A 25184-nucleotide genomic window follows, 5' to 3' on the forward strand; every position below is an offset into this window, starting at 1 on the left:
GCGACACGAACATGAACGCCTTCGACATCCTCAAACAAACTTACTCGACCAGCCAGATGGTGTTAACGTCCTACGTGAGCGACCTCACCAGCGCTGAACTGCTGACGCGTCCCGGCGAAGGCTGCAACCATATTGCATGGCAATTAGGACACCTGATCGTTTCCGAAGGCAGCCTGCTCGATTCGATCATTCCCGGTCACTCGATCACACTGCCCGAAGGCTTCGCCGAAAATCATTCCCGAGAAAACGTCGCGAGCGATGACGCGAGCCAATTCGCAACCACGGAAGAGTATTTGGCGTTGTTCGCGAAATTGAAAGACGCGACCTTTGCCGCGATCGATTCACTGAATGTCGAAGACCTCGACAAACCCGCCCCCGAACATCTCGCGAAGATGTTTCCGACCCTTGGCTCGATCCTCGTTCTCGTGACGACTCACCCGATGATGCACGTCGGACAGGTCGTGCCCGTCCGGCGCAAACTCGGCAAGCCAATCGTCATCTGATCCGATACCGAATCAGCTCACGTGCCGGGCCTAAACATCAACACGCACTGATTTAGTCACGAAACCGCGTCTGCTCTTCAGACGCAGTTCGGATGAAGAAGGACGCCGACGATCCTGACGTCCGACGAATACTCTCAGAGCGAGACACCACGAAGCCCCTCCGCTTACTCAGGCTTCGGCGGCTCGTGCCCACGACGCGTGATCATTGACGCGAACAGATAGGGCTCAATGCTCTCGGTGAACAAATTGACCGAGCCATCGGCTAACAGGAAGTACGATCCACCGACATGGAAACTGTGAAATCCAAAACCACGGGCGTTGGTGCAGTTGATGGCACACGGGCCGTCTTCGGGAGGCCAAGACAATCCGCTACGCTGCGAACCCTGGAACCAGTGCTCGCCGTTGACGAGGTCTCCCCATCCCCCACCGTTAACTCCCACGAGGTTTGCGGTCGCGACCCCATCAATCCGTCCGGCGCTGTAGACCGTTGGACCGCCCGTCCGCTCCCCCAATATAAACGTGTGTGAATGGCCGTCGAGAATTCCAGCAAAATTCCCGTCCTGGCCACCGCCAAACACTTCACTGACGACTTGCAGTGCTCCCTCACGTTCGATCGATCCGTCGATTCCGGCGTGCAGCATGTATTCCCCGTTCACTCCGGTGGTCGGACAGTAATCGATCGGCGCGATATCGGTCGCGGTGAACGGTAGCCCCATCGATGACGAGTCAAACGTGTATCGCCGGGTATCGGCCGATTCCGGTGTGGACGGGCAGACGTACCCCGTTACCACCGACTGGATCACGGCCACGTTTCTGGGGCTGATTTGATCGACCGCGACGAGATCGAGATCAAATTCGTCATACAGAGCCTGCTGCTCCATGAACGGCAAAATCGCGACTGACCAAGGTCGACCATTAAACGACTGCGGAGGCGTTTCAAACCATAATGCACGGGGTAGAACGCGAAACGCACTATGGTAATTGTGAATCGCCAATCCCATCTGCCGTACCTGATTGCTGCACTGCATCCGACGCGCCGCCTCGCGTGCCGCCTGAACCGCGGGAATCAACAACCCAACCAACACGGCAATGATGGCGATCACCACCAACAATTCCACTAACGTGAATCCGTTACGAATTCGTTTTTCATTTCTCATCTGTTCTCAATGCCCCAAAATCATGATGAATGTCAGCGTTTTCACGCGAACACTTAGCTAGGATAAAGTTTACTGTCCCCATTAATCCGCCGCCAATGGGATTACGTGCAACGAACATTCGTCATCGGGAAGCGTGGAATCGTTTGGCCAATCACTGAACATCAGCACTTCGTTCCCTGCCGAGATCGAAAGATGCCTGATGGCTCTCTCTTCCGGAATTAGTCGGACCGATCCGAGCAAACGCAAGTTGGACGCGTTCCAAATCCCAAGTTCGCCGGTCGAACTGCCCGAAAGTACAGTCCGCTGATCAGGTGAGAGCGCGAGCGAGGTAATATCACAGTGCTGGTCATTGCCATCCGAGCCTGATCGCCATTGGCGAGATCGATTGATACGTTGACCACGCTCATCCAACGCATAGATCCGACCATCCAAACTTCCGATCAAAAACCGTCCTTCGCGTGAGTCCTGACAGACTGCCCGAATGTGGTCGAATCCTGGCCCCAATACCGTTTCGGCGACGTCACCTGAACGGTAATGACACATCGTGTCACCGAACAGCATCAGATCGCCGTCCTGGGTCATCAAAATCGCATGCGCCGAACGTCGCGTTCGAATGCTGTTTTCGTGTTTGAAATGCGGGCTACCATCCGCCTCGTTGCAGTCGATCCGATAGGAATGCAGGACGTTACTTCCTTCACGCAATACCATCCGACTTCGCTGTGGATCGAGAATCACGGCTTCGACGCCTCGATACGCGTGTCTTCCAGGCTCCTGTTCAGGAAGATGGATTTCAAAGACGCGTTTGGCACCTGACAACTCCTTAATCCGTACAAAGCTGTTGTAGCCGGCGATCAACCAATCGTTGGCTTCGGAAACAGTGAGCGATGATGGAAAATCAAGCGATGCAGAAGAATGTTGAGTGATTGGCAGTTCCTCAACGATCTCGCCGTCTTCGGGTGTGATCCGAAAGACGGAACCGTTTCGTCGCATTCCAAATACGGATCGCCCCTCATGCGTTCCCACACAAACGAGCGTTTTGTCCATCATGGTCGGGTATTCCCCGCTCGATGCCACGCGACCGCCTGTGCGATCGGTGACATCCGCGGCACCCGAAAGGTGTGAAACGACAATCACCCCGTCATCACCACCGCTGTAGATCTGGCCCGACTCATCAATCGATAACGCGGTGACCGCCCCGCGATGTCGGACTTGGTACCGAACAGGATCACACTCCAAGGTGATCGGCTGGTTTTCGCCGCGTTTGATCGCCCTCCGTTTGAGGCGATCCAATTCGTCCACGTTCCAAACGCCAACGCCACCACTGACCGTTCCGATCACGAGGTGCTCACCATCACCAGTTAATGCGATCCGGCTGACCGCACCACGTGAGCAATTGAGCTTGTAACGGACCGGATCTCCATCCTGGAGGTCACAGAAATAAACAAACGGGTGGCTAACGCATGCACAGCAATACAGCGTGGAATCTTTGGTTGCCTTCACCATTCCAGCAGCAGAGGAAGAGTCATTCTTAAAGACCACACGTCGTTCGCGGGTACCCAAGTCATACGCAGAAATTTCGCCTAGCACTGGACACAACACCAACTCGCCCTTCGAGTTGAATAGCATTTCCTCATTGCGGCGTTCCGATGTCAACTCAAAACGCTTTGCCGGATCATCGATCGTGATCACGCGAATCGGTTCGTATCGGCAGCCCACGGCGAGTTGTTTGCTGTCGGGTGTGAACACGAGCGATTCCACCGTCGCGTCAAATCCCGTGAAGCTTTCGTGAACGCTTAACTCCGCGGAATGGTCATCGGGTATTTCGATTAACTCAACCGTGTTCAGACCAGACCAGGATGCCAACGTCGCCGAAGACGCTTTTCCTACTGCGATCCAACGTCCATCGGGGGACGCAGCCAATGCATTCACTTGGACATATCCACCGAATCCGAACAAGCTTTGTCGCGGAAGCTGCCACGCGTTGACTAACCGACCGTCACGGCGGTCGTGGATCCGAATCCATCCGTCCAACGACGACGAGACGACCAAATCGCGCTGCGGTATCAACACGGTTTCGGTGACCCGAGCCTGTCCCGTCTCATCGCCCAATTCCAACTGTCTCCAACCATCGCGCGTGAAAGTTTGCAACAACCGCCAATCGAATCGATCGTTGACCCGCTCGACACCGCAGTAATCCAAAACCTCATCAGCGATCTGTTGTGAGTTCGCCGTATTGCCCGCCGCCACGGCCGCGAAAGCTTGCCGCAGATCGGATTGATAGGCGATCTCGAGCGCAGCATTCTCACTGGCCTCGGCGTTCAGTCGCTCCTGCTCGGCCTCCCGCAGCGCCACACTCGCTCGCGTTTCAGCATCTTTGGCGACTCGTTCGTTGTGGGACGCGACCGCGATCGCACCGGCCAACGTCTCGCTCTTTTGACGCAGACTACGGTTGCTCCACGCGAACGTCGCCGCGGCGATCGTCGACATCAACAGAAGACAAAACACCAAAGTCGACTCAACCGGCGAGCGACGCAGGGTTTGCAGCATGCGTTCGGAACGAGATCGAGGCCTCGCCCGAACCGGAAAGCCTTCGGCGTACCGCTCGAGATCGTCGCCGAGCTCTTCGATCGATGCATAACGTCGGGACGGTTCACGCTCCAAACACTTCATGCAAATCGCGTCGAGATCTCGATCAATATTGGGGTTTCTGTCCCGCAGTGGCGTCGCCGCTGATTTCGACACCAACTCGATCAATTCGATCGGATACTTCCCTTTGAAAGGAACACAACCGGCCAGCATCTGATAGATCACCACGCCCATTGAATAGACATCGCCGAGCTTCAATTCCGGCGGGGCATCGCCCGCTTCATGCGTCAGTTGCTCAGGGGCGATGTACGACAAAGTTCCGACGATGCGGTTACCCTCATGCGACTGAATCGAATCGACAATATCACGGACTAACCCGAAGTCAGTCAGACGAGGCGTGAAAGGCAATCGTTCCGATCGAACGAGTGACTCAAATGACTCGTCGTCTGCCCCCAACGTTGGTCCGCCAACGGAGTTCGCCTCGCCATTCTTCGCAGGCAGCGTCGCCGCGTTTCGTCCCGGATCGGGAACCAACAACACGTTGCTGGGTTTGATGTCCCGGTGCACAAATCCACGCTGGTGAGCGTGCGAAATCGCTTGAGCCAACTTCGTCGCGATCGTGATCGCCCACGCGGGCTCAATCCCACCGGGATGAGCCGAGATGAATCGCCGGAGAGTCGGCCCCGGACACAACTCGGACACCAAATAGATGCAGTCGCCTTCCTCGATGATTTCGTATAGGGGCACGAGATAAGGATGACTCATCTTGGCCGTCGCTCGTGCTTCGTGCAGTCGTCGCTCGTCGTTGCCCAACGCACCTCGCAAGCGAGAGATTGCCTTGATCGCGACTTCACGATCGAGCACCGTGTCGTACGCCTTGTGCACCACGCCGAACCCGCCGCGACCGAGTTCTTCCTTAATCACGAACCGGCCCACCCGCGGAGGAACCGTCGGAATCGGAACATCGGCGCGATGCGTTTCATTGAAACGAGTGCTCTCACTCCCGTCGCCCGCTCCGTCGTCGCCCAATGATGCGGTCGGACGGTTCGATGAATTGACGCTTTGAGACGAGTTCACCGTAATCGGAACAATACTTATCACATCGTCGAGATGCTCGACCGGGTCGTGATTGAGGTGCTTTCGATTCACTGGGGCAACACCTCAATGGAGTGCCGCTGAATATTGAGCATCAAGACATGAATCCAACAGGCAATCATTTTCGTTTTTGCGAACATCGCGTCGCGATCTAGCGGGCCGCGAGACACAAGACCGTCGCACGTGATTTCAACTCGATTCACTAGGCTCGACCAATCTCGTATCGCAGGATTTCGACGCGCCGGCAGGTGCAGAGAATCAATCATCGAATCGATAACCACGGCCATAAAACGCGATTGATGTAAACGAAATGAGTCCAACGAACGCGGGCTTCGTATTCCGTCGCCCGGTTCACTCCTCTTTACCGGCTGCCGCCCCGCAGGCCGCCTACTTTCCATTACTCACGCGTCGTGTTTCGACATGTCGTTTTAACGCCCGATCGCACACCGTCTGTGAAAGTGCGCATACGGGTATTCCCTCAATATACTGACCACGGAAACCATGTCCAGGTATCCGGGCTCCCCCCGGATGCATTCCGGCCACATTTCCCTGTAACCAGAACGCTTCCCAAAGGCGGCAGTATGTATTTTTCGTGAGGAGTCGTGGCGAACGCAAAACCACATCTCACGCATGCTTTTGCGATTGGCAATTCTGTCCTGCGACCTGCAATTTTCCGCACCGACCACGTCGGAGGCCCGTTTCAGGTCGTGACAATCTGGACGGATTAGATGGCCCCTCCGGCGTCGGGTGGAATCGATAACACCACATGCGGCGGTTGGTCGATTTAAAGCGATATCCACGAAAATTCCTATGAAAACGAGCGGTCGATCGGTACGAATGATTCACTTCATTCCAACGGCGTCCCCACTTCGTGTGCACCGCCCCCGCGAGCGAAACCACAAAACACGGTCGGTCGATTCGCCCGCTCCAAACAAACATCCCGAAATGGTCAAACGCATGAACGCCAATTCGAAACGTCGATGGCTAGCGTCGTTACTAGCACTGGCGGGAGCCTGGACCGGCGCGTCCGGCGTCATCGCACAGGATACGTTTTGCGATCTCGGGTGCGATTCGCCAATCGCGTGCGACGCAGCATTTGATGACGCGTGCGACTCGCTCTGCCAGGAACTCTCGTGTCGTGAATCGCTAGCTCAATGCGGCCTCACCTTCAGCAACAACGTGACGCAGTTCTATTTCGGAACCGTCGATGGCGGTGTCGAACAAGTCGGTCGCTACGCCGCTCACGGTGACTATGTTGCCAACGTCGATTTCGGAAAACTCGGTGTTCACGAAGGCCTGTTTTTGAAGGTCCGCGCCGAACACCGAATGGGTGAATCGATCGTGGAGTCGACCGGCGCGTTCCTACCCGCGACACTTGCCGCGGATCTACCAACGACAGAAACCCGCAATCTCTACATCACCAACTTTATCATCACCCAAGCGTTATCGGAGTCCTGCATCGTCTTTGCCGGAAAGATGGATTCGCTCGACGGGGATATGAACGCGTTCGCCCACGGACGTGGGATCACACAGTTTTCCAACGTCAGCTTTATCGCCAACCCGATCGCGTTGAGAACCGTTCCCTATTCCACACTCGGTGCCGGCTTCGCCTATTTGATGGAAGGCGAACCGCTGTTCTCGTTCTTGGTACTCAACCCGACCGACACAACGCGGACGAGTGGACTCAGCGAACTGTTTAACGATGGCGTTGCCCTTTCGTCTGAACTTCGCGTACCGACCCATTTTTGCGATCGTCCCGGTCACGTGCTCGTTGGAGCGACCTACAGCACGCGCGATTACGCAAGTCTCGATCAAGACCCGCGGATCATCTTGCCGCAAGTCGACATCGGTCGCTCGTCCGATTCGCGGTCCGTGTACTGGAACACCGACCACTATCTGCATGTTGATCCCCACGACGAGTCACGTGGATGGGGTTACTTCACGCGTGTCGGCTTCGCAGACGACTCGAACAACCCGATCAGCTACTTTTGGAGTGTCGGGATCGGCGGCAACAGCGTGATCTCTGGTCGCGACAAGGATTCCTTCGGCCTCGGCTACTACATGTCCGAAACCAGTGACGAGATCGCACCGTTTCTGACAGCACTCGTTGGAGAAATCGGCGACAGCCAGGGCGTCGAAGCGTTTTACAACATTCAAGCGATGGACTGTCTGACGATCACACCGGACTTCCAATGGCTCTCGCAAGCTCGCGCCGAACTCGATGACGCGTACGTCCTCGGAGTCCGGGCGAACTTGTCGTTCTAGATCCCAATGAGTGACATTCGGCGACGCGAGCTATTTCGCTTCTGCAGCCGAATCATCGCTACCGGTCGTATCGTCTTCATCTTCCGGGGCATCCAGACGGACGAGCACGTAGTTCTCCACGCGTTCGCTTCCGAAGTGCACCAGCAACGGGACGTTGTCTTCGGTCAGATTGTAAAGTCCCGTCTCGGCAACGATTTCGTCGTTGTCTCCGAACCGTATAGCGACGCGTTGCGTGTTCTTGTCAACGCGACCTTGCACGGCAAGGGACTTGTCGGTCTCTCGATTGTAAACCGTTCCCGAGATGATTCCCGATTTGTCGACCGCCAACTGCACCACGCGAGTCGGATCGACGTCGTCTTCATCCGTCGACAACGCGAACGTTCCCAGTGGCAACCATTCCGCTTCTTCGGCTTCCTCTTCCGATTCAGGAGGGACCACCGTTGCCAGCGCCGCGGCACTCTGAGCGAACTCGTCCGCCGTGGCAACCGGTTCGTCGTTGATGTAGACCCGGTTGTCTTGGTACGTGACGTTACCTCCCGAACCATAGTCGTAATAGATCGGTTGTTCCCAAACGGTTTGAGGCGCCGTCCACGCAAACCATCCTGCGGCCACCGCCCATGTCGGACGCCGCCACCAATAGTTCCAGGGGTAGTAGTTGAACCGGTGGTAATAGTGCCATCGACACACGCCGCCCGGATGCCCGTACCACCAATCGCCTCGGAACCAACGTCGATGATGGTGATAGCCGTTCCATCGGAACCGGACACCATCTCCCCACCCCCGCCAGTACCCGACGCGTGCTGGACGCGTTCTCGCCCATCCGTGAAGCCCACCGATCTGCGTCTGCCATCGGGAGTTGATTCTGCCGACGGTGTTACGATCGATGTTCACCCACGACGGCCGGTTGTTGATAACCGTGTTGCCGACTTTGATGTTGCCAATATCGATCGGGCGGTTATTGAGTCCAGGGCGTCCGGGCATCCCAGGTCGGATATCCGTGATCGGTCCGCCGCCCGGACGGTTGTTCCCAGGACGGTCGCCGATACCCAGTCGATCTCCATTACCTGGGCGGTCACCGATTCCTGGCCGATCCCCAATTCCAGGACGGTCACCGATTCCAGGACGGTCACCCATGCCAGGCCGTTCGGGGAGTTTTCCGGGACGCGTTTCGGGACGAAGTCCCCCCTGAATTCCTAGGAAGTCGCCCACGTCGCCGGGCGAGGGACGGTTTCCCGCGCCGGGTAAACGGTTCCCCGGAAGGTTGTTGCCTGGACGATTCGCACCGGGCAGCCGATCGCCGCCGGGCAATCCGTTTCCTGGTCGTGTTGTTCCCCCTCCGTGTCCTCCCCCGAGGTTCGGCAGGCTGGGACGTGTCCCCGGCTTGGTACTCGGGCGATCTCTCGAAGGTAAATTCCCAGGCAGCGTGCTGGGCCGGCTCGGGAGTGTGCCGGGCGTCGACGGACGCGTGCTCGGCCTCAATCCGCCGCCAATGTTCGGTGTGCTCGGAAGAGTACTCGGGAAGCTCGGCCGGGTGCTCGGCCGCGAAGAAGGAAAGCTCGGACGCGTCGACGGCACACTCGGGCGTGTCGACGGAATGCTCGGGCGCGTTGACGGCATGCTCGGGCGTGACTGAGGAAAACTCGGACGGGCGCTCGGCATCGATGGTCGTGAACTCCCACCGCCTAAGTGCGGCGTGCTCGCCGGACGAGCGCCACTGAATCCGCCACCGCCTCCTCCGAAACTACCACCGCGGCTGAATCCGCCTCCGCCACCTCCGCCGCCGCCCATGCGGGCACCACCGCCACGCGAGCCTCCACCGCCGCCACGAAATCCGCCCGCATCGACGGGCACGATTTGGGTTAACAAGAGACACCCGATGGCACCTCCAATGATCGCAATTCTTTTCATCGTTCTCATCTCAGATTACTCGGATGCGGATACGGAATCGGTCGTCGCCACTTCACGGCGGACGATCACCTCGGAGAGCAACGATGGTTGCGGCACGCCTTCGATTTCATGGCCGACCAGGTTGATCGCGAACTCGTCCTCGCTTCGCATCGTGATCACATAAGTCCCCGATGCCGAACGTCCATCGCTTAACGTTTGCGTCGATTTGATCAGCCATTGATCTCCGGACTTGCTCCATTGCCCATCGCCGAAGGAACCGTCTGCGTTGAACGTCCACGAGCGGATCGTTTGCTGACGAGGATCCCACGCGATGACTTGCGTGCTGTTTGTCTTGCCGCCTTGCTCGTCATCCGCTTCGAACGACCGAATCAAAAACGCACCGTTGTCGGACGCTCGCACCGTCGAGCGAACCAACACATCCCCTGAATCATCACGCCATGTTCCGATCATCCAGTCAAGTTGCGAGAGCGCGTCCGGTGAACTCGGTTGCGGAATCTCAAACTCGTCCATCGAATCGATCACCCAACGGTCATCGCTCTTCACGAGAATCGCCGTGAACTGAGTGCCCTTCGGATCCTCCTCTCCGACCGTGACCATCACTTTGCCTTCAACCTGCGCGACCGAGTCGGTCACCATCCGGACGTGATCCACGGTCCCCGACAACATTACCGATTCAGGCCGAGTGAATACGTCCTCGATCGCGGTCATGATGTCCTCACGACCGTCCGTTCGCTCGGCGAATTCGTGATCCATGTAAGTCGCGTTCTCGGCCCACATGTTCCGCAGCGCATCAGCGTCCTTGGCATTGAAAGCCTTCACGTATTCTCGGATCGCCAGACCGACCGAATCGTCGGCGATCGCGAACCGATCTCCCGCGAGTCCTCCCAACAACATCGCCATCAGGAAACAAATTGTACGATTTCTCATCAGTCTACTCGCGTTTGCGTGGGGTTTTAAAAGCATCACATTAGGTACCGCAGCCAACTTTTCGCCCGGATCAAAAACATGATCGGGATGCCTGCGATTTGAACATCTTCTGTATAAACGGCGGCGATCGCTCTAGAACCGCCCGGGATCCGTAACTCGTCGCCGCGGTCCAGCTTAATCCGCACCGCGAAAGGACTCGCCGCTCCCGTTGCCACTTCCGTGGGCAGAGTTCCGGACGTCGCCATTTGCCCCGCCCCAGAGACGTCGATCGTGTTAAGCACGCGGGCGGTGAAAATATCGCCCGGGTAACCGTTCAACGCGACCTCCGCGTACTGCCCGGGCTGAATCCTCAAATAGTTCTTTTGATCAAACGTCGCCACGACGACACCTCGCGACCATTCACTCGAATCGAGCACGAAGCTCATCACGGAACCCGTCACGCCACCACCGACCAACATTCCGGGCCGCAACTGAAGGTTCGTCACGAAACCATTTCCCGGCGCGATGACGGTGGTTTGGTCGAGATCGTATTGTGCGTCATCACGCTGAGCGGCAATCTGTTTGGTTTGAGTTACCGCCACATCGACTGACAACAACGCCTGGACGAGTTGCGATTTCGCGGTCGCACGTGCCGCTTGTGCGACGTTGAATTGATTGACGGCCGCATCCAAATCTTGTTCGCTGCCCGCTTTCTGATCCATCAACTCCTTTTGTCGATCTCGGTTGGCCGTAGCGAATTCTAAATCCGAATTTGCCTGATCGAGCTTTGCCTGGGCGAGATCAACCGAGGCTTCTGCCACTTCTTTGGCCTGTCTCGCCTCCTGCAGCGAAGCTTCTAACCGCGCCAATGCGTTCTCATACGGAACACGATCGACCTGGAAGAGTACGTCGCCCGTTTTGATAGGCACATTGGGTTGGACCGCGACCCTAGTAACACGCCCGGACCGACTCAGTTGTGGAGTGATCGGAATCACCTCCTCCAACACGATCGCAGACGAAGTGAAAGGATGAAAGTATTGCGCACAAAACAAGAGTGCGATAATCAGCAGCGGTCCCACCGACGCCAACATGATTGCCATCGGAAGCGACAATCGCATCAGTTTCAACTTCGCGAACACCAACCAAATCACACCACAGTAAATGCCGCCCAATATCCAGCTCATGAGACGCTCTTTTCTTTCGTCTCGGCCTTCATCTCATCGACTTGACGCTGCATCGCCTCGATCCGATCGATCAATCCATCCACGCCGCGAACCCCGGAAGGATTTATGCCGCTCTCATCCGAAGGCGAATTCAGAACTCGGTAAAGATAGAGAACAAACAATGCACTCAATATCGCTGGGATCATTGATTCGTGCCGCCCTTCATTGAATGTAGTGTCGCGAGACTCGCCTCCAACGCGTCGAGCTTTTCAACCAACACCGCGTGCTCGTCGTGCATCGGATCAGGTGCCTCCGCAGCGATTCGGCGTGCGTCGTGCTTCCAATAGGCCCACACTATCGCCACCACCCATAGAATTCCCGTCGGCAGTCCCAACCACCCACAGATGTTGACCGCGTCGGATTGCGGGTGATTGCGTTTCCTCGCGATACTGCCCGGCAACGCCGCGAGGCCGACCAATACCGCGACAATCAACATCACGAACACGAGCAGGAATACCAATGCAATGATTCGGAGAGCCGGCCCCGCCGCCTCATACTGATATTCCATCGCTAGACTCCCATTCAAATAAAAAAGTCATGCCGGGCGAGATCGCTCACGCCCGGCATGACCATATCCAACGACTAACGTCCGCCGCCGCTTTCCTTCAGCTTGCGCATCACGTCGTCAAGATTGAAGCTGGCGGCTTCCTGACGTGGTGGAAATTCTTTGAACGTTGCCAAGAATTTGCCCACATAGTCCTGAGCCGGCACCAACAAAAACGCGTGATCCAACAACCAATCGTAGTACGTGTTCGACGTGATGTCGGCACGCTCGTACGGGTCCGTTCGGAGGTTGAAGATTTTCGGCAATCGAAGCGACACGAACGGTTCGGCCCAAATCTGCAGCGTTCCGGCAACGCGTTGCTCGAGGAAAACGAGTTTCCAATTATCGAATCGCAGGCCGGTGAGCTGTTGATCGTCGTTGCAATAGATGAACGACTCTCGAGGTCCCTTCTCTTCTTCACCCGTCAAGTATGGCAACAGATTGTACCCATCCAGGTGCACCTTGTAGTCACGACCGATCGCTTTGTGGCCTTTCAGCAATTTCTCTTTGATCTCGGATTCGCCTGCCATCGCCAGAATGGTCGGCAACCAATCCAAGTGCGAGACGATTTCATTCGAGATCGTTCCTGGTTTGATTTTGCCCGGATATCGGACCATGGCGGGCACGCGGTAGGCACCTTCCCAGTTCGAGTTCTTCTCACTGCGAAACGGCGTCATCGCCGCGTCGGGCCAACTATTCATGTGCGGGCCGTTGTCGGTGCTGTACATGACGAATGTGTTGTCGGTGATACCGAGTTCGTCGATCTTGTCCAACACGGTGCCCACGTTCTTGTCGTGGTCGATCATCGCGTCAGCGTACTCGCTCATCCAGCGTCCCGACTGGCCGCGACTCTCCGGTTTGATATGTGTCCGGAAGTGCATGTGTGTGAAGTTGACCCAAACGAAGAACGGCTTCTCCGCTTTCGTTTGACGCTCCATAAAGTCCGCTGCACGATCGGCAACATCATCGTCGATCGTTTCCATCCGTTTCCGGGTCAACGGTCCGGTGTCTTGAATCCGTCCGTCCGAGAAACTGTGCAGGACTCCGCGTGGGCCATACTTTTTACGGAACTCGGGATCTTTCGGGTAATCGGGCAGTTCGGGTTCCTCTTCAGCGTTGAGGTGATAGAGGTTGCCGTAGAACTCATCGAACCCATGGTTGGTCGGCAACATTTCGTCGCGGTCACCGAGATGGTTTTTACCGAATTGCCCGGTCGCGTAACCGAGCGGCTTGAGCAACCCGGCGATCGTCGGATCTTCCACCTGCATGCCCAGCTCGGCCCCCGGAAGACCAACCTTCGTCAACCCCGTTCGCATGCCGTGCTGTCCCATGATGAAGGACGCGCGGCCCGCCGTGCAACTCTGCTCGGCGTAGTAGTCCGTGAACATCATTCCTTCCCGCGCCACGCGGTCGATGTTCGGCGTCTGGTATCCCATCAACCCGTGGGTGTACTGACTAATGTTCGCTCGCCCAATGTCATCACCCCAGATGATCACGATATTAGGGCGTTTAGATTCCTCTGCTTGCGTGCTCAGCGGAGCGAGCGAGCACGCGATCAATGCCGCCACCATCATGCGACATCGTAAACTGTAGAAACTCATTGCATCTCATACGTCAAAGTAGGAACAGAAAAGGCTCACGCGAAAGTTCTGCGCGAAATTGAACCACGACCAAGTTCGATCGCTCGCAATATACATCCGCCTCTAGCGCGGGGTGCGCAGAAAGAACGCAAATCATTCGACAGACGAGAAAAAAACTGCCACCTCAGCGAGACATTTAGTATTTGGCCGTTCGACTATAGAGCGACGCAAAATTTGACAATTGGCGCATGCTCAGTTTTTAGCCCACCTGACACGAACCAACGCCCGGCAAATTAGTAGGATCCCCTCACTTTTGACTTCGCAAACTCGAACCCGTCCCTCGTCGCAACGAACACCAATTGAAGTGCAACGCGGCAGACGTTTGGGAAACCGACTACAAACACCGTCTCTCGAGACAACCGAAGCAACCACGCGCCTTGGTCGCCCGTAGCGATTATTGAAGATCTCGCGAGAAATCGATGAAGTGTTGCACGATTGGGCGTCAATCGACGAAAACCAACAGAACGTGCGTTTCCTAGCCCCGCCAGCCGAAACACACGAACGCGAGCCTCACATTGCGTGCGTGTCCCCTTTCTCGGGTCGATGTGCTTTCGATCGACAAACCGGTGATCGATTCGGGGAAATCATGCGGTGCCACGCAGAAACCCTAGCCCCGTTTGGGACGCGGAATTTTGGCTCGATTCGGGTTGATCCCTTTCTGCTTTTTCCCGGCACGCCGCCCCTGACCGCGTCCACCCGAACTCGGCTTCTCCGCCGGCAATTCAATGTCCGAAAGTGGTTTTCCGATATTGTCCTTCAATTGAACGACGCGATCGCGAAGACGGGCGGCACGTTCAAATTCCAAATCCTCCGCCGCAGATAGCATCTCACGCTCGAGTGCTTCAACATATTCCAAAGTGATATAAGTGATTTCACTTTCAGCGGTTGCCTGTCGTTCGGCTTCACGGTGCTTCGCCGCGTCGGATTCAATTCCCGACCGTATCGTTTTGAAGATGGTCTTGGGAACGATCCCGTGCTCTTCGTTATATTTCTTCTGAATCTCGCGACGGCGCTCGGTCTCATCGATCGCCAATTGCATGGAATTAGTCATCTTATCAGCATACAAAAACACTCTCGAGTTTGCGTTCCGTGCCGCTCGGCCGATCGTCTGTATCAAGCTCGTTTCGCTGCGTAAGAAACCTTCTTTGTCGGCATCGAGAATCGCAACCAACGAGACCTCGGGAAGGTCAAGGCCTTCTCGCAACAAGTTGACACCGACGAGGCAATCGAACTGCCCGGTACGTAGTTCCTGTAACAAATCAACTCGCTCGAACGCATTGAGCTCACTGTGCAACCAACGGCAGCGGACCGCCTGTTCTTGGAAGTAATTCGACAAATCTTCCGCAAGCCGTTTGGTTAGCGCGGTCACGAGAACGCGTTCGTTTTTCGCCGCACGCAAACGCACTTCTTCGAGCAGGTGGTTGACTTGCCCACGCGCCGAGACGACTTCCACGACCGGGTCGAGCAACCCCGTCGGACGGATGATCTGCTCGACGACTTCACCGCCCGTCCGTTCGAGTTCGTAATCGCTCGGCGTCGCACTGACGAAACAAATCTGTCCCGTGCGTTCTTCCCACTCATCAAACTTCAGCGGGCGGTTATCCAAGGCACTCGGCAAACGGAATCCGTGCTGCACGAGCGTCATCTTTCGGCTGCGGTCGCCCGCGTACATCGCGCGAACCTGGGGCACGGTCACGTGTGACTCGTCGACGAACGTCACCATGTCTTTTGGAAAGAACTCATACAGAGTATCGGGAGTCGCCCCCGGCGGTTTGCCCGAGAGCGGCCGCGAATAATTCTCGATGCCCGGGCAATGCCCAACTTCAGCCAGCATTTCCAAATCAAACTTCGTCCTCGCCGAAAGACGCTGCGCCTCGAGCAACTTACCTTGCCCCTGGAAGACCTCGAGTTGTTCGGCGAGTTCCGCGCGGAGCGATTTCAGTGCCGCCTGGATACGATCCTCGGGCATCACGAAGTGTTTCGCCGGATAAATATAGAGGTCATCGACGGTCTTGATGGTTTCGCCCGTCAACGGTTTGATCAACGAAATGCGTTCGATCTCGTCGCCCCACATCTCAACACGAAACGCGAACTCTTCATACGTCGGCCAAATCTCGATCGAATCGCCTCGGACGCGAAACTTGCCACGCTCGAACGCAAAATCATTGCGGTCATACTGAACGTCAACCAACTTCAATAACAAGTGATCGCGTCGAGTCGTCTCGCCTCGATGGATATCGATCACGAGCTCTTTGTAATCCTTCGGCGAACCGAGCCCGTAGATGCTGCTGACCGACGCGACGATCACCACATCGCGGCGGCTGACGAGAGAACTCGTCGTGGCCAATCGCAGCCGATCGATCTCTTCATTGATCGACGAATCCTTCTCGATATAAACGTCTCGCTGCGGGATGTAAGCCTCGGGTTGATAGTAGTCGTAGTAACTAACGAAATAGTGCACCGCGTTGTTGGGAAAGAATTCTTTGAACTCCCCATACAACTGGGCCGCGAGCGTTTTGTTGTGACTGAGGATCAACGCGGGACGGCCGAGATTCGCGATCACGTTCGCCATCGTGTATGTCTTCCCCGTTCCCGTCGCACCCAACAGAGTTTGCGAGGTCTTGCCCGCGAGGAAGCCCGCGGTCAGTTTCTCGATCGCGGCGGGCTGATCACCCGATGGTGAGAAGGGCTGATTGAGATCGAATTTTGCGGCGGGAAGAGTAGGCATGTTCATGTCGGTAATTCTAACGGCAGTCAAATTTTCGTGGAACGCGGCGAGAGACGACTCGCGTGATCGCATCGCGGATCAAAGGATGTCGCGAAGCCCTTCGACGTAACTGGGGTATCGCAACTTCGGAAGCAAATCACGTTTGAGTCGCCGGTTCCAAATTCGCTTGTCCGTTTCACTTCGGAAACGCACCCCTGAATTCTCGCCCGGCTCAACGAACACGGGATCCGCCGCACCGGTCTGGCGAGCGATCTCTTCGTAGAATTGCCGGCGAACGACCGGCCCGTCATCGCTGACCACGTACAACCGCTCACGCTCAGAGCAATCGCGATTCCGTGGCGGTGAATCGGCAGACGCATTCTCCGGCATCGTCTTCCCCCGTCTCGTCCACGAGAATGCGGAGATGACGGCCGATGCCGCGTCATCGACGTGAATCAGATTCAAATGACCTTCCGGCGGCGACGCGATCGGACGTCCCGCACGAACGTCGGCGGCTCGGGGCACCCGTCCAGGTCCGTAGATCCCCGACAAACGCAAAATCGTCCACGGCGAATGCCCCAAACAACCCCGCATTTTTGACTCCGCCTGCAAGTGAGCCCGACCACCGTCGCGATTAGGATGCGTGGGCGACCGCTCGTCCACCCACATTCCACCGGTTTGGTGATACACCCCCGTGGTGCTGATATAGCAAACGTCCGGCGAGTGCCCACTCGCGTGACCAGGCACCGCACGAATCGCCCCTAATAATCGGGATAACCCGTCGACTTGCGAAGCAAACCGATCCACCGAGCTGTTTCGATCGTAGCTGACGGAGATCAACACGCGATTAATCGCGTGACTCTCAATCACTTGCGAAATCGTCGAAAGGTCTCGCGAATCGTTCCAATCGAAGCGAACCGGTTCGAATCCTTCGTCCGCAATCGATGACAATCGCCTGCGGCTGGTGGCGGCGACGGACCAACCTGCCGCTCGTGCCTGCCGTCCGACCCGAACGCCGAGGTACCCGCAACCAATAATCAGCAAACGCGGCGGATCCATCGAATCAGGGTGCGTCGCGGCGAGATCATCGGGGCGGTCGGGCACAGTTTTTTCGGTCACGATTGTTTGGCGTCGGCGAGAGAGGCGAATGGAAGAGGCATCACAGCGTAGCCGAGTCTTCGGGATGCGCGGATGGCAGCGGCCTACACTGCACGTGAGAACCAACGCGGCGGTGGGAATTGAGCAAAAAGGTGGGCGATTTCGGGCCAACAGGGTACAATAGGACGCAGCCCAGAGAGGGGACTTCTGGTAAGGTTTATCGGAGCGATGACATTCACGAATACGAAGGGCACCTAGTTTGATTTTGGATTCTTCGCCCGAGCCAATCCGGCCGGTAGAGGCCGTCGCGATCGAGCACACCGCATCCAAACGCGGGCACCGTGGCGGTCCCCTGCGCGTCGCAATCGTGGTGTGCTGTGCCGCGTCGATCAGTTGGCTGCATTCGCCGACCATCTCGTTCGCACAAACACAGTTTTTTCAAAACGGCCAACCGCTCCCCGGCGGAACGGTCGTTCCCGGGACCGTTCTTCCCGGCGAAGTGCTGCCCGGCGATGTCGTTCGCGGCAACGTGCGTGGCAACATCATTCAAGGGAACGTGATCCAGGGTGACGTGATTCAAGGCACGGTCACCCCGGGAAGCAGCAGTTCCGAGCGTGTCGCCAGCCCCATGGCGAGCACCGCGGAGGAACGCGACGCGTCCAACGCACCCGGGTTTCGGCCCAAGGGAGACACCTGGGTAAAACCGCCTGACGCCTTGGTCGAACTGCTCGATCAGGGAGGCGTTCCCGACTCTCTTGAGACAATGCGTCTTCTCCAACGGCAACAACAACTCGTCGCCGCTCGAGCCGCCGAATGTACCGTCAGTGTTCAGATCGGCCCGGCTCAGGGATGTGGCGTCATCATCACTGAGTCCGGCTACGTCCTCACCGCCGCTCATGTCGCGATGCGTCCCGGCAAAAACGCCGTGCTCACGCTCGCCGATGGTCGCACCGTGACAGCAACGACACGCGGGATGAACCGCCACGTTGATGCCGGTTTGATGAAAATCAATGACGGTCAAAACGGTGGCAAACCGTGGCCCTTCGCATCTCCGGGCACCAGCGAAAATCTTCGCAGCGGAATGTGGTGCATTGCGACCGGACACCCCGGCGGCTACGACCGCGAACGTGGCATGGTCACTCGCGTCGGCCGGATCCTCGATGTTCGTGAAGATTCTCTGGTCACCGATTGTGCGTTAATCGGCGGTGACTCCGGCGGCCCACTCTTCGATCTGTCGGGACGTTTGATCGCGGTCCACAGTAGGATCGGCAACGAGGTCACGGACAACCTGCATGTGCCCGTTGATCATTACCGTGACTCTTGGGATAGAATGAACCAAGGTGAATCGTGGGGCTATCTCCCTGGATTCAAACCGGTGCTCGGCGTGCGTGGCAACGCCTCCGATCCCGAAGCCAATGTAAAAGTAATCAACCCGGGGTCGCCTGCCGATGAAGCCGGCATCGAATCGGGAGACGTGGTCGAGCGGTTCGGTGACGTGCAAATCACAGATTTTGAATCGCTCAAAGCTGCGGTGTCCGACACGATGCCCGGCGAACGCGTCAAAGTATGGGTTCGACGGGAAGGGCGTTTGATCCAAGTCGTTGTAGAAATCGGTAGAGCCAATGACCAATAACAATTTCCCGATGACCAATAACAAATTCGTCGTCCTGCTCTGTCTAGTCGCCTCGGTATGGCTGGCGCCGAACATCGCGTCGGCACAAGACCTCGGCGAAACGCCCGAGTGGTTGCAACACCAGCGGTTGGTCGACCGAGCCATGCACCGCCGTGATTCGATCGTGCATCGCCGCGACTCCAGCGAAATGATGCGATTGGTGCACCCGATCGCCGCATCGATCGAAGGCAGCATCGTCGAAGTCATCAACAGTGGCCGTCCTGTCGCGTTGGGAACCGTCGTCCAACGACAAGACGGCACGTCGAAGGCTCCCGCAACTGTCAATTCGTCGGATCAAATCGACACTTACATTTTGACCAAACGCAGCGAATTGTCGGGCGACCCGATCCGTGTTCGCCTCGCCGATGGCCGACTGCTGCCCGCTCGCGTTGCCGCCGTACGACGTGCCAGTGACCTCGCGTTGCTGGTCGTGCAAGCGGACGCAAACACCGTGCGAGACGCACTCAAACCGGTCACCTTCCAACGTTTCGTCCCCATGATCGGGAGCTTCCTGATTAGCCCCGACCGGTCCGCTCGCGTGATCGGACTCGGCGTCGTTGGCGCGTCACCGCGAAAGGTCGCACACAAGGGACGACTGGGAATCGAGCTGCAACGGATCGAAGAAATCGGCGCTCGCGTTCGTAACATCATCCCAAACAGCGGTGCCGATGAAGCCGGACTCGAACGTGGCGACCGAATCATCGCGATCGATGGACGCACGCAGAGCAACGTCGACAAAGTCGTCTCGACTCTCAACAGCATGTTCCCCGGCGAGGTCGTTCAACTCACGATCGAACGGGATGGCAGCACCGTCGACATCCCGGCCCGCTTGAGCGAGTACGCCGTGATGCAGGAGTCCGAGAACGATGCCCGCGTAAACGGCGCCCGAAACGTTCGACTGTCAGGATTCGAACAGGCGATCCAACACGACACGGTGCTGAACCCGGAACAGTGCGGTGGGCCGATTCTGGACTCGGAAGGTCGCGTGATCGGAATCAACATCGCCCGCGCCGGACGCGTTGTCAGTTACGCGTTGACGGCTTCGCTCGTCTCCTCGGAAGTCTCCAGCATGATCGCTGAAGCGGGCGGTAAATAACACTTGGCTGTTCCTTTCTCTGTCCGCTGCGTCAGTTGCCATTGTCGTTTGAAGGTAACCGACGAAGCGCTCGTTGGCACGATCGTCGCCTGCCCGCGATGCGGATCGATGGTGCAAATCGCTGAACCGGAGACACCACCCGCCGATGCGCCGCCCCCGGCGGCAAACACCCCATCCCCTCCGAACCCGACAGCGCCGAACCCGGCTTCCAAATCGCCAACCTCTCAAACGCCGACTCCGGGTACGCCATCTCCCAGTTCACCGGGAGCACAGAGTCCAACACCACAGCGATCTTCGCCCGAAACACCCACCCGCCGCGTTCCCGCCAATCCGCCGCCGGCATCGCAACCACCGATGGTCGTCGGGAACGAAAACGTCGACAGCGAAGAGATGACACAGTCGGACGTGTTTGGCGACGCATCAAACCTAGGGCACGTTCCTCCCGACCACGACACGCTGCAAGAAGCATTCGCGAGCCCGCATGATGCACCGCCCGTCGAATCGGGCTTCGCAGGGCACCGGGAATCGTCTGCCAAGACTCCGCACGCTTCCGACGCAGACGACACGGACTGGGAATCCGCCGGCAATTGGTCGAGCGAGCCGAGCCAGCGACGTAAAAAACAACTCCTCATCGGCGTCGCCGCCCTGGGCAGCCTCCTGGTTCTGGGTATCCTCGCCGCATGGATGTTCGGCGATTCATCAACGCCTGAACCTGTCGCGATGCAGCCCACCGCAACAACCGACGAAGACGCCAACATCGACGATCCACAACGCACGACCGAGGATGGCGAGACCGAACCCTCGACAGTCGCGACCAACCCAAATGACTCCGTCGCGAATGACAACACGCTGCCGATCGATAACGCGCTATCGGACCGCGGAAATCCGAACGCACAACTCGATGAGTCCCCCAACGCCGACAACACCGATCCGACCACCACTGAAGATCCCCCGACATCGATGCAGCCCAACCTTGGCGGCCCGATTCCAAACGATCTGATTCCCGCCGACATCCTCGGTGGAAACGGCCCCGTCGTTCCTCCACCGGCGGATCAAAACAAAAACGCGGACGCCGACAACGTCGACAGCAACGATCCGCTGATGGAGATGCCCGCCGGACTCGAGGTTTTCACTCAACTGCTCGATCTGCCGGGTGCCGCCCCCGACGCCCCGCCGACCACGCCGCAGGATGCACCCGCCGAAGAACTGATGATCGAATCGGCCGCCGACGCGATGCTCGACCCGATGCTTCTCGCGACGCCGCCGCCCGAAGTGAACATCGACAACGCGTTGAAGTTTCGCGTCGCGATCCAAACCGAAGGCTACCCACTGTCGGACTTCATCCTCGTCTGCAGCGAACTGACTCAAGTTCCCATTCAAATCGATTGGGTCACACTCGACCTCGCTGACATTTCCGTCGCCCAATTGGTACGAGATGACAAGCCGGGATGGAAACCGATCGGTGACCTGATGAATGCCGTCGCGCAGCACCTCGGGCTGACATTCGAAAAGGAACCCACGCGTTTGTTCCTGACAATCAGCGAAGCGGCCATGAAACAGCATCTCAGTGATGCGATCTCAGTCGATGACTTCGGCGATGAGAAGGACTCCGCACAAAAGTGGATCGACCAGTTCGTCGAATCAACCGAATGGGAAGAACGCGAACGAATCGGTCTACGGGCCCTCGTCACCGACTGCCTCCGTGATGCCCGCGGCATGCCAACAAAACTGAGTGCAAACGCACGATCGCATTGGTCCGCTCGCGCCGAATGCTTAGACCAGCCGATCCCGTCTGGCCCGGTGGTTCGCCGTAACGATGAACCAGACGTGTTTTCCGATCACTGGCCGCTGCTCGCAGGCGGCGAGTCGGGACCTCAACTCGATACCGCGATTGCACTGGCGGGACTCCTTCGCCACACCGCTCGCGTCAACCAAGCAGCCTGTTTGGTCAATTGGGACGACGCACGCCAACGTCGATTGTCCCCCGGCCAACTCGTCCTTCCCTACGCGAACCAACCCGCCGGCGCGATGCTCGCGAAATCCCTGGCGCCGATGGGTTTGCAAACCCGCGTTGCCGACGAAAAACACTGGTGGGTCGGAACCGAAGCAACCTATGACCGAATGCCGTTGTTGATCATCGGCGATGAACTCGGTCCGCGCCGCGACGAAATTATCGCCCGGATCAACGAAGCCGCCGTTCGCGCCGACACACTCATCCTGGTCAAGCACGATCCTGTTTCGGATCGCTACCTCGGACTTGTGCCGCGTTTCCTCTACCGGCAACTGCCCGCGATCCTAAAACCGTTCGCAAACTAGCTGACCAGCGACTCCCGCCACGGATCTCGGTCTCGCCGAGACTTAGCCCGAGCCGGAACCTGAGTCTGAGCCCGAGTCTGGAGCACTAGCCCTAGTGCGACGAGCAACTCACGCGTCCTCAGATCGCGCCGCCCTTACGACGGCGAGTTCGTCAGTCTCGCGATCAATTGCTCCGGTGCATCGTGGCTGTAAACGACGTCCTCAGACACTTTCTCCGCCAGCACTTTGACTTGCACCTCGCCCCGCGCCCATTCGTCACCGCCCGCGATCAGAGCGTACGCGAATCCGTGCCCATCGGCGTACTTCAACTGAGCCTTCAATTTACGAGGTTCGGGATAGACCTCCGTCCCAATGCCCGCACGGCGAAGGTTCGTCGCCAAACGTAGGTAATCGTCACGGTGATCCTTATCAAAGAAAGGAATGAACACCGGACACGGCTTACTGTTCGATGACAATCGATCGAGCGTCTCTAACGCACTGAGCAAACGGTCGAGCCCCAATGAGGCACCGATACCTGGAAGATGCTGTTTCGTGTACAGACCCGCGAGGTTGTCGTATCGCCCACCGCTGCAGATGCTACCGATACCGGGCAACTCATCGAGAGTCGTCTCGAAAATCACGCCCGTGTAGTAATCCAACCCACGTGCGATCGAAACATCGATCTTGATCCGATCCGGCGAAACCCCCGACGCGATCGCACCGTCGTAGATCTCACGCAACCGAGCCGCCCCTTCGTTTGCCTTTTCGTTATCGCCGAGGATTCCGGGCAACTTCGAGAACACCTCTTCGGCCTCGCCGTCGCACTGTGCCAACTGCAACACTTGCCCAGCTTGCTCCATCGTGATTCCCGCCGCATTGACCATTTCGGTCGCCGTCGCCTCGAGTCCGATCTTTGCGAGCTTATCGAGACTACGCAAAATCGGAGTCGATTTCTCCGCGAGTCCGAGTGACTCGAGCAACCCGTTCAGGATCGCACGGTTATTGATGCTGATCGTGAACGCATCGATTCCGATCGCGCGGATCAACGAGTCGATCACCGTTACTGCTTCGATATCCGCGAGCACGGACTCAGTTCCGATCGTATCGAAATCGCACTGATAGAATTCTCGGTATCGGCCCGCCTGCGGGTTTTCGCCACGCCATACCGGCGCGATGTGATACCGTTTGAACGGCGTACCGAGTTCGTTGATGTGCTGGGCCGCAAACCGAGCCAACGGCACCGTCAAATCGAACCGCATCCCAACAGGCCGTTTACCCGCATCGACGAACTGATACAACTGCCGGTCCGTCTCTTCGCTGCCCTTGCCCGTCAGAATCTCGAGATGCTCGAGCGTTGGCGTGTCGATCGGTGCAAAGCCGAAACTTCGAAAGGTTTCGCGAGCGGTTTCCATCAATCGCTCGCGGGGGATCATTGCCGCGGGCAAGTAATCACGGAACCCTTTGAGCGTGCGGGGTTGAATCAGGGACATGGGCAAACAAACGGGGTGTGGAGATCAAAATTTTCCCACGTAGTTTATCGCCCCTGCGGTCCAGCGATAGGGACGTTACGCCTTCGCGAATGCCGATCGCAGCGTCGTGGATTCGAAACCGGCGGGCACTTTCCCGTTCGCGCCGTACATGTACACCGCCGCCTGGATGATCGCCGACAGAGCACTCGAAATCAGCGAAACCAACAGCAAACCGGCTACGCCTGCGACAATCAACGCCGCACCCACGATCGCCAAGTCGTTACCGATCGCCACGACGCCACCGACGATCAAACCGATACACGGCAGCATCGCCAGAAACGAGAAAAAGCCGATACTCGCGTTGCCCGCAAACGCTTCGCCCCACGATTCCTTCAAAATCTGAGTCGAACGTTTGACCGCCGTGATCGGCCCGGCCCGCTCGATCACCAAAATCGGCACCACGAAAAACGTAACCGCCGACCACGCCATACCCAGCAATCCGGCGACGAACGCGCCCACCCGCGAACTGCGACTCTCGATCGCTCGCAGTGCCACGCCAACGGTCGCACTCAGTAACGCCCAACCGGCGATTTGCGGCAACCGAGCCATCGATGCGGAAAACCCTTCGGCGATCGTCGGACGCTCACCATAGAAACGCTTCACCGCACACGCGATCAACGCGCTGTTGAAAAAAACGATGACGAAGTAGTTCACAAAATAGAAAACGAACAACCCGCCCCACATCAACACCTCAGTCAACGTGTCATCGCCCGCGACCTCAACGTTGCCGTCCTGCATCGCGCCCTCAAAGATGCCCGACGCGAAGAGCGGAATCGCAAACGTCGCCATCACAATCAAACAACAAATGCCGCTCAACATTGGAAACAACAACAAATGCTTGTCCGTCTTCAACACGTGCCAGCTTTGTTGAGCCAGGTGAAAACCGTTTGTGAATCGTTGGAACATGGCCTAAACCCCGGCAACAAGAGAGCGACACTCAGCGATGAGAAGAACGATCGC

At 57.4% G+C, this 25184-nt stretch carries 17 protein-coding genes; 5 read left to right on the top strand and 12 right to left on the bottom strand.

Annotation, left to right across the window (positions count from 1 at the left end; translation table 11 throughout):
• Positions 1-11 precede the first annotated feature (11 nt).
• Positions 12-503 (top strand): DinB family protein, encoded by a 492-nt coding sequence (locus FHS27_RS16355; RefSeq protein ID WP_184305966.1) that lies wholly within the window; start codon positions 12-14, stop codon positions 501-503.
• 164 nt (positions 504-667) lie between these two features.
• Here FHS27_RS16355 and FHS27_RS16360 read toward each other — a convergent pair whose 3' ends face one another.
• The gene (locus FHS27_RS16360) at positions 668-1660 is read right to left on the bottom strand and encodes a DUF1559 domain-containing protein (RefSeq protein ID WP_184305967.1); all 993 of its coding nucleotides are present in this window, start codon (positions 1658-1660) and stop codon (positions 668-670) included.
• A gap of 81 nt (positions 1661-1741) precedes the next feature.
• On the bottom strand, positions 1742-5395 hold the full coding sequence (locus tag FHS27_RS16365) for a serine/threonine-protein kinase (RefSeq protein ID WP_184305968.1): 3654 nt from the start codon (positions 5393-5395) through the stop codon (positions 1742-1744).
• Positions 5396-6151: 756 nt separating this feature from the next.
• Here FHS27_RS16365 and FHS27_RS16370 point away from each other — a divergent pair.
• On the top strand, positions 6152-7606 hold the full coding sequence (locus FHS27_RS16370) for a carbohydrate porin (protein ID WP_246419917.1): 1455 nt from the start codon (positions 6152-6154) through the stop codon (positions 7604-7606).
• A gap of 30 nt (positions 7607-7636) precedes the next feature.
• Here the strand turns inward: FHS27_RS16370 and FHS27_RS16375 are convergent, their stop codons facing one another.
• The 8 genes from FHS27_RS16375 to FHS27_RS16410 all read right to left on the bottom strand — a co-directional run bounded on the left by FHS27_RS16375 (position 7637) and on the right by FHS27_RS16410 (position 17653).
• Positions 7637-9514 carry a mu-protocadherin- cell-suface protein gene (locus FHS27_RS16375; protein WP_184305969.1) on the bottom strand — a complete coding sequence of 626 codons (1878 nt, stop codon included), beginning with the start codon at positions 9512-9514 and terminating at the stop codon, positions 7637-7639.
• A 15-nt stretch (positions 9515-9529) separates the two neighbouring features.
• Positions 9530-10441, bottom strand: coding sequence for a YybH family protein (locus FHS27_RS16380; protein ID WP_246419918.1), 912 nt, complete (start codon positions 10439-10441; stop codon positions 9530-9532).
• A 35-nt stretch (positions 10442-10476) separates the two neighbouring features.
• The gene (locus FHS27_RS16385; RefSeq protein ID WP_184305970.1) at positions 10477-11604 is read right to left on the bottom strand and encodes an HlyD family secretion protein; all 1128 of its coding nucleotides are present in this window, start codon (positions 11602-11604) and stop codon (positions 10477-10479) included.
• Positions 11601-11789, bottom strand: coding sequence for a hypothetical protein (locus tag FHS27_RS16390; protein ID WP_184305971.1), 189 nt, complete (start codon positions 11787-11789; stop codon positions 11601-11603). Before FHS27_RS16390 ends, FHS27_RS16385 begins: the two co-directional genes overlap by 4 nt.
• The gene (locus FHS27_RS16395; protein ID WP_184305972.1) at positions 11786-12151 is read right to left on the bottom strand and encodes a DUF3302 domain-containing protein; all 366 of its coding nucleotides are present in this window, start codon (positions 12149-12151) and stop codon (positions 11786-11788) included. Before FHS27_RS16395 ends, FHS27_RS16390 begins: the two co-directional genes overlap by 4 nt.
• A 74-nt stretch (positions 12152-12225) precedes the next feature.
• Positions 12226-13761: an arylsulfatase gene (locus tag FHS27_RS16400; protein WP_221225163.1), complete on the bottom strand. Its 1536-nt coding sequence runs from the start codon at positions 13759-13761 to the stop codon at positions 12226-12228.
• Positions 13762-14434: 673 nt separating this feature from the next.
• Positions 14435-16561 carry an excinuclease ABC subunit UvrB gene (gene uvrB / locus FHS27_RS16405; RefSeq protein ID WP_184305974.1) on the bottom strand — a complete coding sequence of 709 codons (2127 nt, stop codon included), beginning with the start codon at positions 16559-16561 and terminating at the stop codon, positions 14435-14437.
• 72 nt (positions 16562-16633) lie between these two features.
• A complete protein-coding gene (locus tag FHS27_RS16410) occupies positions 16634-17653 on the bottom strand; it encodes an NAD-dependent epimerase/dehydratase family protein (protein WP_315854586.1) in 1020 nt (339 codons plus the stop codon).
• Between the two features lie 238 nt (positions 17654-17891).
• Between FHS27_RS16410 and FHS27_RS16415 the strand changes: the two genes are divergently transcribed.
• From FHS27_RS16415 to FHS27_RS16425, 3 genes are read left to right on the top strand one after another with little or no spacing between them, the layout of a single operon-like run.
• The gene (locus FHS27_RS16415) at positions 17892-19265 is read left to right on the top strand and encodes a S1C family serine protease (protein ID WP_184305975.1); all 1374 of its coding nucleotides are present in this window, start codon (positions 17892-17894) and stop codon (positions 19263-19265) included.
• A gap of 10 nt (positions 19266-19275) precedes the next feature.
• On the top strand, positions 19276-20400 hold the full coding sequence (locus tag FHS27_RS16420; protein ID WP_184305976.1) for a PDZ domain-containing protein: 1125 nt from the start codon (positions 19276-19278) through the stop codon (positions 20398-20400).
• A 3-nt stretch (positions 20401-20403) separates the two neighbouring features.
• Positions 20404-22716 carry a hypothetical protein gene (locus FHS27_RS16425; RefSeq protein ID WP_246419919.1) on the top strand — a complete coding sequence of 771 codons (2313 nt, stop codon included), beginning with the start codon at positions 20404-20406 and terminating at the stop codon, positions 22714-22716.
• Between the two features lie 134 nt (positions 22717-22850).
• On the opposite strand, the gene hisS is transcribed toward FHS27_RS16425, so the two are convergent.
• Together hisS and FHS27_RS16435 are read right to left on the bottom strand one after the other, a co-directional pair.
• A complete protein-coding gene (gene hisS, locus FHS27_RS16430; RefSeq protein ID WP_184306010.1) occupies positions 22851-24179 on the bottom strand; it encodes a histidine--tRNA ligase in 1329 nt (442 codons plus the stop codon).
• 81 nt (positions 24180-24260) lie between these two features.
• Complete coding sequence (locus tag FHS27_RS16435) at positions 24261-25130, bottom strand: DUF6159 family protein (protein WP_184305977.1); 870 nt, start codon at positions 25128-25130, stop codon at positions 24261-24263.
• Positions 25131-25184: the final 54 nt, after the last annotated feature.

The organism is Aporhodopirellula rubra (assembly GCF_014192335.1).
Lineage (GTDB): Bacteria > Planctomycetota > Planctomycetia > Pirellulales > Pirellulaceae > Rhodopirellula > Rhodopirellula rubra.